At 48.3% G+C, this 12,920-nt stretch carries 14 protein-coding genes; 1 reads left to right on the top strand and 13 read right to left on the bottom strand.

From position 1 onward, the window contains the following. Positions 1-49: 49 nt before the first annotated feature. The 3 genes from AC1DLM_RS26995 to AC1DLM_RS26985 are packed head-to-tail and all read right to left on the bottom strand — an operon-like array spanning position 50 to position 3,087. Entirely contained in the window at positions 50-910 is an 861-nt protein-coding gene (locus AC1DLM_RS26995; RefSeq protein WP_477571685.1) for a DegV family protein, read from the bottom strand. A gap of 45 nt (positions 911-955) precedes the next feature. Further along, positions 956-2,698, bottom strand: coding sequence for a DAK2 domain-containing protein (locus tag AC1DLM_RS26990; protein WP_441989117.1), 1,743 nt, complete (start codon positions 2,696-2,698; stop codon positions 956-958). A gap of 29 nt (positions 2,699-2,727) precedes the next feature. After that, positions 2,728-3,087 (bottom strand): Asp23/Gls24 family envelope stress response protein, encoded by a 360-nt coding sequence (locus AC1DLM_RS26985; RefSeq protein WP_028558212.1) that lies wholly within the window; start codon positions 3,085-3,087, stop codon positions 2,728-2,730. A 249-nt stretch (positions 3,088-3,336) separates the two neighbouring features. Here AC1DLM_RS26985 and rpmB point away from each other — a divergent pair, with 249 nt between their 5' ends. Beyond that, positions 3,337-3,525 (top strand): 50S ribosomal protein L28, encoded by a 189-nt coding sequence (gene rpmB, locus AC1DLM_RS26980; protein WP_029197753.1) that lies wholly within the window; start codon positions 3,337-3,339, stop codon positions 3,523-3,525. Between the two features lie 105 nt (positions 3,526-3,630). Here the strand turns inward: rpmB and spoVM are convergent, their stop codons facing one another. The 10 genes from spoVM to def form a co-directional block, all read right to left on the bottom strand. After that, positions 3,631-3,711, bottom strand: a complete 81-nt coding sequence (gene spoVM / locus AC1DLM_RS26975; protein ID WP_036634233.1) for a stage V sporulation protein SpoVM — start codon at positions 3,709-3,711, stop codon at positions 3,631-3,633. Between the two features lie 335 nt (positions 3,712-4,046). Further along, positions 4,047-4,292: a hypothetical protein gene (locus tag AC1DLM_RS26970; protein WP_171635556.1), complete on the bottom strand. Its 246-nt coding sequence runs from the start codon at positions 4,290-4,292 to the stop codon at positions 4,047-4,049. Positions 4,293-4,308: 16 nt separating this feature from the next. Continuing rightward, the gene (gene rpe / locus AC1DLM_RS26965) at positions 4,309-4,959 is read right to left on the bottom strand and encodes a ribulose-phosphate 3-epimerase (protein WP_477571684.1); all 651 of its coding nucleotides are present in this window, start codon (positions 4,957-4,959) and stop codon (positions 4,309-4,311) included. A 5-nt stretch (positions 4,960-4,964) separates the two neighbouring features. Beyond that, positions 4,965-5,897, bottom strand: a complete 933-nt coding sequence (gene rsgA / locus AC1DLM_RS26960; protein ID WP_477571683.1) for a ribosome small subunit-dependent GTPase A — start codon at positions 5,895-5,897, stop codon at positions 4,965-4,967. Then, complete coding sequence (gene pknB / locus AC1DLM_RS26955; RefSeq protein ID WP_477571682.1) at positions 5,897-7,999, bottom strand: Stk1 family PASTA domain-containing Ser/Thr kinase; 2,103 nt, start codon at positions 7,997-7,999, stop codon at positions 5,897-5,899. Before pknB ends, rsgA begins: the two co-directional genes overlap by 1 nt. Beyond that, entirely contained in the window at positions 7,996-8,760 is a 765-nt protein-coding gene (locus tag AC1DLM_RS26950; RefSeq protein ID WP_477571681.1) for a Stp1/IreP family PP2C-type Ser/Thr phosphatase, read from the bottom strand. The genes pknB and AC1DLM_RS26950 overlap by 4 nt, the downstream gene beginning before the upstream one ends. Positions 8,761-8,772: 12 nt before the next feature. After that, entirely contained in the window at positions 8,773-9,843 is a 1,071-nt protein-coding gene (rlmN, locus tag AC1DLM_RS26945; RefSeq protein ID WP_477571680.1) for a dual-specificity RNA methyltransferase RlmN, read from the bottom strand. 79 nt (positions 9,844-9,922) lie between these two features. After that, positions 9,923-11,398 carry a 16S rRNA (cytosine(967)-C(5))-methyltransferase RsmB gene (rsmB, locus tag AC1DLM_RS26940; protein ID WP_477571679.1) on the bottom strand — a complete coding sequence of 492 codons (1,476 nt, stop codon included), beginning with the start codon at positions 11,396-11,398 and terminating at the stop codon, positions 9,923-9,925. Between the two features lie 62 nt (positions 11,399-11,460). Beyond that, the gene (fmt, locus tag AC1DLM_RS26935) at positions 11,461-12,408 is read right to left on the bottom strand and encodes a methionyl-tRNA formyltransferase (protein WP_477571678.1); all 948 of its coding nucleotides are present in this window, start codon (positions 12,406-12,408) and stop codon (positions 11,461-11,463) included. Then, positions 12,405-12,890, bottom strand: coding sequence for a peptide deformylase (def, locus tag AC1DLM_RS26930; protein ID WP_171635543.1), 486 nt, complete (start codon positions 12,888-12,890; stop codon positions 12,405-12,407). The genes fmt and def overlap by 4 nt, the downstream gene beginning before the upstream one ends. Positions 12,891-12,920 lie beyond the last annotated feature (30 nt).

Below are 12,920 nucleotides of genomic sequence, written 5' to 3'. Positions count from 1 at the left end.
CGCCAACTCCATGGACTTCACGTACTTCAACTTGATTTAAATCCATCTCTTACACCGTACCTACGAAGGCTGCAATGGTACCTGGTCCAGCGTGTGCGCCAATAACAGGACCTAAAGTGATATATTCCACGTGCTCCACAGCGAACCGCTGCACGATGGCCTCTCGCAGCCCCTCCGCACCTTCCAGATTATTAGCATGAGCAATATGCAGCGTGCGGATCGTCTTGTCGGACAAATCCGCCGCTAACAACTCAAGAATGCGTGCAATCGCTTTTTTGTTACCACGAACCTTATCAATAACCGTCACTTCACCTGCACGATCTAAAGAAAGAATCGGCTTAATGTTTAATAAGGAACCGAACAAGGCCGAAGCCTTGCCAATCCTACCGCCTTTCTGAAGAAACTCAAGCGTGTCTACAAGGAAATAAATATAATATTGCGCTCTCATCGTCTCAATGAGCTTTAGGATCTCGTCCACACTTTTCCCAGCTCGAGCCGCTTCGGCAGCAGCTACAACAAGCGCACCTATCCCATACGAGGCCGAACAAGAATCAATGACGTGAACCCTGCCGACTTGATCTCCTTCAAGCATTGAAGCAGCCAATTCAGCTGTCCTGTACGTTCCACTCAACACGGAAGCCAAATGAATCGAGATCACCTCGGCATCAGGTTCCTCCAATAAGCTCTGATAGAAGTTCAGAAACTCACCAGGTGAAGGCGTTGACGTTGTTGGGAAGTGTGAGGATGACGTCAGCTTCGTATAGAAATCCTCCGACTGCAGCGTCACCGCATCCAAATACTGTTCTTCGCCAAAATTAATTTTGAGCGGCACCATTTCGATGTTCAACGATTCTCTGACAGCCAATGGAATATCGGCCGTGCTATCCGTTACAATACGAATATTTGTCACAGGGCTCACTCCAATCACGAATTTACACTACCTGCTTGTACGATCCTATTCAACGGAGAATAGGTAAGCGTACAAGGGTTGTCCACCAGGATGAAGCTCAATTTCCATATCTGGATACATCGACTGGATAAAATTCTCCAACTCTTCCATGCCTTCCTCCGTCGCATCTTCGCCCGTCAGGATCGTTACGATTTCGCTGCCTTCATCGATCATTTCCTCCAGCAGCTTCTTGCAAGCGTCCATCAGACTTGGCTGCGAAGAGACAATCCGCCCATCTTGAATACCGATGAAATGGCCCTGTTTAATATCGATCCCATCCATGTTCGTATCACGCACCGCATACGTCACTTGACCGGATTTCACACGTCGCAGTGATTCATTCATCGCGTCCGTATTCGTCTGTGCATCCGCCTTCTCCTGGAAAGCCAGAATGGCTGCTAGTCCTTGCGGAATGGATTTCGATGGGATGACGATCAGTGTTTTGTTATCGACGAGATCAACCGCTTGCTGCGCGGCCAAAATAATATTCGAGTTGTTCGGAAGCACATAAATCGTGTCCGCATCAATACTGTTCACTGCGTTCACGATATCCTCTGTACTTGGGTTCATCGTTTGTCCGCCAGACAGCACGACATCCACACCCACACTGGATAAAATGTCCGTAATTCCGTCACCCAGTGCAACTGCAACGAAGCCATACGGCTTATTGGGCACAGCAACTGCAACTGCAGCAGCAGGACTCACAACAGGAGCCTCATATCCATGCGTCACGTCTTCTAATATATGTGAATGCTGATCACGCATATTTTCGATTTTGATCCGGCTGAGTGCGCCGTAATTCATCGCTTGATTCATAACCTCGCCAGGGTATTCTGCATGAATATGCACCTTCACGAGCTCTTCATCAGCAACAACAAGGAGCGAATCTCCMAGCTTGCTAAGCTGCTCACGGAATACGCCTTCATCAAACGTAAAGCCCTTGACCTTGCCTGGAGCAATCGTCAACATAAATTCCGTACAATAGCCGAACTCGATATCTTCCGTAGCTAAATGGGCTTGTGCTGGCATATGAGCATGTACTTCTTTGGCCAAATTCATACCAGGAAGAAGAGACACCTCACCTAGATTCGTATCCATCGTAGCAAAGTCCTCATCGACTTGTACCAATCCGCCACTTAACGACGTTACGAAACCTTCGTAGACACAGACAAGACCTTGGCCTCCCGCATCAACAACACCGACCTGTTTAAGAATCGCAAGTTGATCTGGTGTTTTGGCCAGTGCTTCCTTGGCTCTGCCCAACACCTCATTCATCAAATCCAATACATCACTGCTGCGGCGGAATTGCACGGCATGTTTAGCCGCTTCCTTCGATACTGTTAAAATCGTGCCCTCAACCGGTTTCACAACAGCCTTATACGCTGTTTCTACGCCTTGCTGCAAGGCAGCCGCAAATTGTTGGCCATTCACACTTTCTAAATCATGCACATATTTCGCGAAACCGCGGAACAATTGTGACAAAATCACACCGGAATTGCCTCTTGCACCCATCAGTAACCCTTTGGACAATGCATCAGCTGCTTTCCCAATATGAGAAGATGGCTTCTTTTTCAGTTCCTCACAGCCTGCTGTGAGTGTTAAATTCATGTTGGTGCCAGTATCTCCATCGGGTACAGGGAATACGTTCAATCCATTAACCTTATCTACATTCCTGCGAAGGTTATCCGCACCCGCCAAGACCATGGCAGTGAAGTCATTTCCATTTATTGAAATAAAGCGCTTACTCAAAGTGATTCCCCTTCCTGGTTATCGGGCTTTTATTTGGCCACTCGCACGCCTTGAACAAAGATGTTCACGTCGTCTACTTGCAGCCCTACAACTTCATTTAAAATATATTTGACTTTCGTTTGGACATTACCTGCCACTACGGATATTTTGGTTCCATAGCTGACAATAATATAAAGATCAATTTCAAGTCGGCCGTTCTCTCTACGAACTTCGACACCACGACTCAAATTGTCTCGACCTAACAGCTCAGCTATACCATCCTTCAATTGCTTTCTCGTTGCCATGCCTACAAGACCATAGCAATCTAATGCAGCAGATCCGGCCAGAGTTGAAATCACTTCATTGGTAATATACACTTTTCCATACTCGGTTGTGAGTTCAATCGGCATTATGTAACAACTCCTTCAAGTTTCGCTATACCAAGACTAATCTTCATTGTACTATAACATACTTCATAAATAAACGGCAAAAATGAAGCTAATTCGTTGACTAGGCTCCTTTTGCTATGCTATTATGTTTAAGTGTGTTTTTGCTGGTTACGTTCACGTATCACAAGTAAAAATTTGAGGAATACTGTCATGTCAAGCTTAGGCTTGCCACCCAGGCTTCTTTGTATACTGCCGAAGGAGGTGTCAAACATGTCCCGCAAATGTTTCATTACAGGTAAAAGTCCTAGTTCAGGAAATCACGTGTCCCACGCTAACAATAAAAACAAGCGTACTTGGGGAGTTAACGTTCAAAAGGTTCGCATCCTCGTTGATGGTAAACCGAAACGGGTTTACGTAAGTACTCGTGCGTTGAAATCCGGAAAAGTGGCTCGCGTTTAATTCGTAGCTACGGATACTTAACTTACTTATGTGAATGACAAAAAGCACCTTAATCGGTGCTTTTTTTGCATTCCTGGGGAGAATGACGTAAGGTATGGGCAAACCCTAGTTTTTACTAAACGTATTAAGTACGGCTTTCACGAATCCTCCCAAAAATCTCGGCAGTTTGATTGTGTAGAATTTCATTCTCTACCCCTCCTTAGAGTTTTCGTCAGAAAACTGGGTTCGAAAGCATCAGCTTAGAATGATCGTCAGTCCACTGACCTCGTTCAAGCATTCACTTCGCGGCCCGTCAGCCGCCTTATTCACAAGCTTCTGCTTGTTCTAGCCCCAGTTCACTGACCTTCTTGAGCAAACGTTTCACAACGTGCATGACTGCTCCTAAAACATCATTACAACAGTGTATGCCCAGAGCGTAGAAAAAGTGCCTTCTATTTTTACTTCCTCCCACAATTCAGTTGCTTCCAGAAAGCAAAAAAAGCTACAAGAGCGCATCACTCTTGTAACTATATGTATGCGTGCTATGGAGCGGTTATGCCCACCTCATTGTACAATGCAACAATTAAACTGAATATGAAATAGAAGAATACCGAAATAACGATAAACCATACGCGGAAGCTAATTTGTTCAAATCGACGGAAGAACCGCATCCCTACGTAGAGAGCGCCAAGCGAGAAAATGTACTTCACAAAATCATCTATGGTTGAAAAACACGTCAATAAAACCGCGCAAAGCAGACTGTACATCAGTAACCAGAGAAATCTCATTGTCCTTTGTCCCCTTTTAGCCGCGTATTCGTCTAATGGCCTCAGTACGGTCCTGTTGCCCGAATACGGCATTGCCGGCTACTAAGACATCAGCGCCCGCCTCTATGACCTGACGAGCTGTTATCTCGTTGATACCGCCGTCTACTTCTATGTGAAGCCCCGTAAGCCCCTTCGCATTCGCCTGCTCACGCAGCGCGCGAATTTTATTCAGCATACCAGGGATGAACGCCTGCCCACCAAAGCCTGGATTCACCGTCATAATGAGCACGAGATCCAAGTGCTCATCAAGCACATGCTCGATCAGCGAAATTGGTGTAGCAGGATTCAACACAACGCCAGCTTTAATACCGCTTTGCTTAATAAGGTCGAGCGTCCGGTGCAGATGCGTACAAGCTTCAACATGTACAGAAATCAGATCCGCGCCAGCCTTGACAAAATCAGGAATATAGCGGTCCGGCTTTTCGATCATCAAATGAACATCAAGCGGCAGCTTGGTGACTGGACGAATCGCGTCAACAACCAATGGACCAATCGTAATATTGGGCACAAAATGCCCATCCATAACGTCGACATGAATCCAATCTGCTCCGCCCTGCTCCACTGCCTTAATCTCGTCGCCAAGCTTGGCAAAATCGGCAGATAAAATAGAAGGTGCTACATATACCATTACGCCTAATACCTCCTCTTCCGTTCCTTGATTTCAGTTAGAAATAGCAGGTAATGATCATAACGAGAAGCTGCGATCGTCCCACTCGCAACGCCGTCCCGCACTTTACAGTCCGGTTCATGCAAATGCAAGCAGCCTCTGAATCGACAGCCCTCAGCAACAGCCGCGAACTCTCTGAAACAACTGCTCAAGCCTTCCGCGTCGACCTCCATGAAGTCCAACTGGCTGAAGCCCGGTGTATCGGCAACAAGGCCCCCATTAGCAAGAGGCAACAGCTCCACATGACGAGTCGTATGCTTGCCTCTTCCTAATCGCTGAGAGATCGCATTCGTCTCCAGATCAAGACCGCTAATCATTTTATTCAATAAAGAGGACTTGCCAACACCGGATTGTCCAGCAAACACACTCACTTTGCCATCCAAATGCTGTAGAATCGCCGCTACGCCCTCTTCTAGTCTAGAGCTCGTCGTAACGAAGGGATAACCAATTCCCTCATAAAGAGTCGTAATTCGCTTAAATTCAGTCGAAGTCATTTCTTTGGCATGAGAGGCATTGTCATCCGTATCCGTCAGCAAATCGCTCTTGGTAAAGCATAACAGGACATCAATCCCCGTATTTTCGATATGCACGAGAAACTTGTCCAATAGCTGCGTATTCAGAACAGGCTCTGTCACCGAAAAAACAAGCACAACCACGTTCACATTCGCGATCGGCGGACGAATAAGCTCCGAAGAGCGAGGAAGGATTTCCGTAACGGTTCCTTCCCCATTCTCTGTGGCTTCGTACACAACACGATCTCCAACAAGCGGCGTTATATTTCTATTTTTGAACACGCCTCTTCCACGACAGGTCACCGTATTCCCCTCCAGAAGAGCAGCTCCTTCAGGCAATACATAATAATAACCGCTAAGCGCTTTGACAATGAGTCCTTGCGGCATTAATTGGCCCCTCCAGCAGGTGGTTTAGAAGCTGTTCCACCAGTTTGACCTTGGCCATTCCCACCAACGGGAATAGCGGGTCCGGTATTTTGTGTCTTCGGAGTCGGGGATGGACTAGGCGATACCGTCTTCCCATTTTTCTGATCCAAATAATCTTGATAGGTGCGTGTGATTGAATTAACCAAGCTGTCTCCTTCTTTGATCAAGATTACGGCTTTTTTGTCCGGTGAAACAATGACTTTAACATCCAAGTTTTGCGGCTTCGAGACTTTTTCCGTCAAGTATTCGAAGTTCTCATACTGGGCGTCGCTCACAATAATTTTGAACACAGAGTCCTTGCCTTCTGTAGTAGGCTTCACAGGTACGCTAACTGTCAGTTGACCAGCTTCCTCTGGCAAGCCATCACTAATGACGAGTGAAATCTCCCCGCCAATGGAGGCTTCCTCATCTTTTTTATAAGGAAACTGGGCGATTACTTTCCCTTTAGCTACTTTGTAGCTCTTCTCACGAGTAATGCCATTGACGGGGAGCTTCAGACCCAGCTTCGTAATTTGTGCCTTCGCCTCTGCTTCCGCCAAGCCAACTAAGTCTGGCATTTTAACCGTTTCCTTCGCTTTGCTCACCGTTAAGGTAATTGCGGCTTTTTCCAGTTCAAACTCCTCACCAGGAGGCGGTGACTGCTTGAGAATCAGATCCGGCGCATTGTCGGATGTTTCAGGTTTGATCGTAATTTGGTCATCCTTAATACCGAGTCCCTGCAGCTTTAATTTAACATCGTTTAGGGTTTGCCCCACATAATTGTCCATTTTGACTTTGGGAATGCCTTTACTCACGTAAAGAATGACCTTCGTACCAACATTCAGTCTCATCCCGCTTGGAYCTTGACGAATGACCGTATCTTTGGGCAGCTTGCTATCCGCGTCGTATTCAACCGTCCAGCCTAATTTGGCAACCGTTAGTTCGGCTTGCGCTTGTGTCAGTATCTTGTTCTCAACATTCGGGACCTCAACAGTCTCAATGGCGAACATCCCTTTCACATAACCAACCATATACCACATGGCGCCCAGCACAATTAACAAAACAGCAATCCAGATGAGCGGCTTAATCCAGCCTTTCCCCTTCGAAGGAGCAGGCTCTTCTCGCCAAGCTGGCTTGTCTGGTTCATCATCGTCGTCGTCATCGAATTGCGCTAGCTGATCGGCGCGAATGGCTGGCATAACCAACGTACGTTCTTCATCCATACCATAAGCATCCCAGAAAGCAACCTTCGCTTCATTCCGACGATCTGGAGCCAAGCACGTATCGAGATCGGCCATCATCAGCTTCGCAGATTGATACCGTTCTTCCGGCTTTTTGCGCATCGCCTTCAGTATAATGTTCTCTACACTTTGCGGAATCAGCGGATTCACTTTACGCGGCTCTTCCACATCTTCCTGCAAATGCTTCAAGGCGACGGAAATCGGACTTTCCCCCAGAAAAGGAAGTCGACCGGTCAGCATTTGATACATCACAATGCCAAGCGAATACAAATCCGATTTTTCCCCCGTATTCGTGCCTTTCGCATGCTCAGGCGAGAAATAGTGAACAGAACCGACGACAGATCCGGTTTGCGTAATCGTAGATGAGGTCGCAGCTCTAGCAATACCGAAATCCGTCACCTTTACACGGCCGTTTTTGCCAATTAGAATATTGTGCGGCTTGATATCGCGGTGAATAATTTCATTATGATGAGCGTGATCAAGTGCATCTGCAATTTGACTTGCATAATGAACCGCATCTTCCACCTGTAATGGCGCCTTTTCTTTAATCAAATCATTCAGCGTCTTGCCTTCAATATATTCCATCACGATGTAATGGACATCTTCTTCTTGCCCAACGTCATAAATACTGACAACATTAGGATGAGATAGGGAAGCGGCTGCTTGTGCTTCTCTGCGGAAACGACGAATGAATTCTTCATCGTGTACATACTGTGAACGCAGCACTTTGACAGCCACTTTACGATTCAAAAGCAAATCATGCCCTTTGTAGACTAAAGCCATGCCGCCTCCGCCAATACGTTCTAAGATCTCATAGCGGCCTCCAAGCTTTCTACCGATCAATTCCCATCACCCCTTTTTTCGTCCGAATCCTGATCATGTGCAAATAAAAGGACCGTTACATTATCATCTCCGCCTTCGCGAAGCGCGCTCTGGATTAACGCATCTGCCGCATCTTCCAACTGCTCGTTTTCCCGAACAATTCGCAGAATATCCRCATCATCGACCAATCCGCTCAAACCATCCGAACAAATGAGAATAACATCGTCTGGACGCCACGTGTACTCATAGAGATCCACTTCCACACTAGGCTCAGTGCCTAGTGCACGTGTAATCCAATTACGTCTTGGATGATGATCAGCCTCTTCCATCGTTAGCTGTCCATTCTTAACAAGCTCGTAAACTAAGGAATGATCCTCCGTCAGTTGTTGAATGGAATCCCCAGTCAGTTTATACGCACGACTATCTCCGATATGTCCGATAATGAGAAGCTCCTGTGAAGCAATAATGGCAACGACAGTCGTTCCCATGCCATGGTACTTTTCTTGATCCGACGCAAAAGCATAAATCTCCTCATTCGCCTTCTCAATCGCTTCCCTCAGTATTTGCTTACAGGACTCCACCGACATTCCCCAATGGATGGATTGCAATTGCGCTCCAATCGTGTCAATGGCCATTTGACTGGCAATATCACCAGCTTGATGCCCCCCCATTCCATCCGCAACAATAGCCAACGATAGGCCATTGAGTTGATGGTAGATAGCGGCACGGTCCTCATTGACTTGACGGACCTTCCMTATATCGGTACGACTTACCATCTTCATCCGGCTCTCACCTCATTTACTGCTCTCCATATGCTTAGCTCGCAATTGTCCGCAGGCAGCAGCGATATCACTACCTTGTTCACGGCGTATGGTGGCATTAATTTTGCCCTTCTCCAGAATACGTTGGAAGGTAAAAATATCATCTCGGGGTGTACGCTTGAAATCACGTTCAGCCACAAAATTGACAGGAATCAGATTCACATGGCTGAGCGGCATATCTTTCAAGACAAGCGCCAGCTCTTCCGCATGCTCAGGCTGGTCATTCACTTCGCCCATGAGGGCATATTCAAACGTAATCCGTCTGCCCGTTTTGGCAATGTAGTATTTACAAGCTTCGATGAGATCTACGAAAGGGAACCTGCGATTAACAGGCATTAGCTTCGATCGCAGTGCATCATTCGGCGCATGGATCGAAATCGCCAAATTCACTTGCAAATTCTCATCCGCGAACTTATAAATGTTCGGTACGATGCCACTCGTCGATACCGTAATGTGACGCTGTCCGATATTCAACCCTTTCGGGTGAATCATGACACGCAGGAAATTCATGGTCGCTTCATAATTTTCGAAAGGCTCACCAATCCCMATGATCACGATGGAAGAGATACGCTCTCCCGTTTCATCAAGCAATTTCTGCGCTTTCACAACCTGGGCGACAATCTCGCCTGGTCGTAGATCCCGCTTCAATCCGCCCAAAGTGGACGCACAGAACGTACAGCCGACTCTACAGCCGACTTGGGTCGTTACGCAAATACTGTTGCCGTAATTATGCTTCATCACGACAGTTTCAATAGCGTTCTTATCTTCAAGCTCAAACAAGAACTTGACCGTGCCATCCTGGGATTGATATTTCGTAATCTCCGACAGGGTAACGAACTCAAACTGATCCTTCAACTTGTCGCGAAGTGTTTTCGGTAAATTCGACATTTCGTCGAAGCTGAAAACGCGCTTAATGTATAACCAATCAAAAATTTGACCGGCACGAAACGCAGACTCCCCATTTTCTTTGACCCAGCTTTGCCACTCATCCCAATTCAAATCATATACAAACGGTTTCTCTTTCAGATACGGCTTAATACCCACATTTATCACAACCTGTTGTTATTTCGTCTATTTTAAAATATTTTAACACAAAGCAGGAACGAACACACGTCCCTGTCTGTTACACGTCACGCTTACGCAGCCGAGCGATAAAAAAACCGTCCGAATGGAACTGCTGCGGCAAAATTTGCACCATGCCAGACGTAGCCGCCTTCGGGTCAATCTCCGTGAAAACATCCGCTGGCAGCGGAGCTAGCTCGAACTCGCTGTGTTCGGCAAGAAAGCGCTCGACCATGCCCTCATTCTCTGCCTGTTMAATCGTGCACGTGCTGTACACCAGTACGCCGCCTGGCTTGAGCAGACGGTGTACACGACTCAGAATCGCATACTGCGTTTCACTGATCGCTTCGATCTCCGCCTCCTGCTTCGCCCATTTGAGATCTGGCTTGCGGCGAATAACCCCAAGGCCAGAGCAAGGTGCATCAAGCAGGATGCGATCGAAAGACTCCGCCGCAAAATGCTCATCCAGCTTCGCAGCATCCATCACGAGCGTCTGAATCGACGATAGTCCCAGACGCTCCGCTTGATCTGCGATTAATTTCTGCTTGTGCTCATGCAGATCACAAGCCCAAATCTGACCMACATCGTCCATCTTCTCCGCGATGTGGGCGGTCTTGCCGCCAGGGGCGGCGCAACAGTCCAGCACCTTCATGCCTGGACGCGGGTCAAGAGCCTCGGCGACGAGCATCGAGCTCTCGTCTTGAATCGAGAAGTCCCCTTGCTGGAAGCCGGGGACTAGCGCCATGTTCCCGGCCCCCTGCACAAGGATGCCGGCCGGGGCCAGCTCTGACGCTTCCGCGCTGAGGCCACTAGCTTGGAGCTGCTCCAGCAGCTCCAAGCGGCTGCGCCGCCTCGCGTTCGCACGAATGCTCACTTGCGGCGGCTCGTTGTTCGCCGCACAGATCTGTTCCGTCAGCTCAGGGCCGAGCTGACGGATCCACCGGCGCACGAGCCATTCCGGATGGGAATGGCTCAGCGCGATGCGCTTCACGTCGCCGAGCGCAGCCGGCAGCGTGAGCTCGTCCTTGCTGCGGATGATCGCGCGCAGCACGCCGTTGACCATGCCCGAGATGCCTTGGTGGCCTCGGCGCTTCGCGATATTGACCGCTTCGCTCACGACCGCATGGTCAGGGATGCGGTCCAAATAATGCAGCTGATAGAAACTCAGCCGCAGCAGGCACCTCACCCAGGGCTCCAGCTTCGCAAGACCTTTGCTGACGAAGCGCTCCAAGAAGAAGTCAATCGTATTCTGGCGCCCAATCGTACCGTACACAAGCTCCGTCGCCAGTCCAGCATCTGCACGCTCAAGAGCATGCTTCTGCAGCACTTGGTTCAACAGGAGATTACTATAGGACTGATTCTCTTCAACTCGAATAAGTACATCCAGTGCCGCATCACGGGCAGAACGCTTAACAGCGCTGCTCTTCGCAGCGCCCGAGGATGATTTTGGCGCAGAGGGCTTACCCGATCTCTGCGAATTCGTATGTCCATGTTGCGGACGAGTTGGTTTAGTCGTAGACAAAATCAAATACCTCATTTTTTTCGTGGCATTGTAAATATAGAAAATCAGTCTTACATAAGCACTATATCGAATTACCCTTACGCGTTACCCAATACCGTACCCGCCGGAATTTGCACGCCGCGAATGAATTCAGATACCGGCATCGCCTTTTTGCCAGCAGGTTGAATCTCCGTTAGCCACAAAGTACCTGCTCCCGTCATGACTTCAATCCCTTGCTCGCTGCAGCTGAGTACGGTTCCTGGCGCTGCGCCAGACCGATCCTGACCTGCTTGCTCTGGCTTCAAGCTCGCCCATACCTTCAGCACATCACCATTCCAGAACGTGTAAGCACCAGGATAGGCATTTAACCCTCGAATGTGATTCCACAGCTCGACAGCAGAACGCGACCAGTCCAGAAGTTCATCTTCCCTGCGAATATTAGGTGAATAGATCGCATCCGCCTCATTCTGAGGAACAGCCTGAATCCGACCAGCCAAGAGATCAGGCAGCGTCCGCTTCAGCAAATCAGCCCCAGCAACACTCAGCTTGTCAAACAACATTCCTGTCGTATCCGTATCCTCAATCGGAAGTGCCACACGCGAGATCATGTCTCCCGTATCCAATCCAACCGCCATATACATAATGGTTACGCCAGTTTCAGCCTCACCTCGCATGACAGCATGATGAATCGGCGCTCCCCCCCGATATTTCGGAAGCAGCGATGCGTGAATATTAATGCAGCCATACTTAGGCAAATCTAACACCGATTTCGGTAAAATTTGGCCATAAGCTGCTGTTACGATTAAATCAGGTGCAAGCTGGCGAATCTGCTCTACGGAATCTGCTTCACGCAGCTTCACTGGTTGAAGCACGGGAATGCCATGCTTCTCGGCCTCTACCTTCACTGGCGTCGGCGTAAGGACGCGTTTGCGTCCCTTCGGCCGATCCGGCTGCGTGACAACCGTTGTCACGTTATAGCCTTCCTCCAAGAGTGCTTGCAAGGAGGGTACTGCAAATTCTGGTGTACCCATGAAAATGATATTCACGCTTCTTCTTCCTCTTCTTCATCGGCTGTATACGTTTTGACCGCAAGATCCGTAAACAATACGCCATTTAAGTGATCAATCTCATGGAAAATACAACGAGCAAGCAGCTCCGTGCCTGTCACTTCAATCGGATTCCCATTGCGATCTTGCCCTTTCGCCGTTACATTCAACGCACGAAGCACATCACCGCGAAGCCCAGGAATACTCAAGCAGCCTTCAGGCCCCATTTGCTCCCCGCTGGAAACAACAATCTCAGGATTCACCATTTCGATTAACCCGCCATGCTCCTCGCCGCAATCCATCACGATTACACGCTTCAGAATACCGATTTGTGGAGCAGCAAGACCAACGCCTTCCGCTTCATACATCGTATCTGCCATATCATCAAGCAATTTATGCAGATTGGAATTAAATTTCGTAACTGTGATCGCTTTCTCGCGCAGCACAGGATCTGGATCTTTAACAATAATACGAATAGCCATGAATGTGCACCTACCTTTAAGTCGTCTCGA

This window comes from Paenibacillus sp. 01T442, from assembly GCF_056398345.1.
The sequence above is the reverse complement of the archived record's forward strand: the minus strand, read 5'-3'. Positions and strand labels throughout refer to the sequence as shown.

What these genes read in the sequence shown, in the direction of transcription:
- rpmB (WP_029197753.1), top strand. Translation starts at nt 3,337, where the DNA reads ATGTCCCGCAAATGTTTCATTACAGGTAAAAGTCCTAGTTCAGGAAAT.
- def (WP_171635543.1), bottom strand. Translation starts at nt 12,890, where the DNA reads ATGGCTATTCGTATTATTGTTAAAGATCCAGATCCTGTGCTGCGCGAG.
- AC1DLM_RS26970 (WP_171635556.1), bottom strand. Translation starts at nt 4,292, where the DNA reads ATGAGATTTCTCTGGTTACTGATGTACAGTCTGCTTTGCGCGGTTTTA.
- rsgA (WP_477571683.1), bottom strand. Translation starts at nt 5,897, where the DNA reads ATGCCGCAAGGACTCATTGTCAAAGCGCTTAGCGGTTATTATTATGTA.
- AC1DLM_RS26985 (WP_028558212.1), bottom strand. Translation starts at nt 3,087, where the DNA reads ATGCCGATTGAACTCACAACCGAGTATGGAAAAGTGTATATTACCAAT.
- spoVM (WP_036634233.1), bottom strand. Translation starts at nt 3,711, where the DNA reads ATGAAATTCTACACAATCAAACTGCCGAGATTTTTGGGAGGATTCGTG.
- rpe (WP_477571684.1), bottom strand. Translation starts at nt 4,959, where the DNA reads ATGGTATATGTAGCACCTTCTATTTTATCTGCCGATTTTGCCAAGCTT.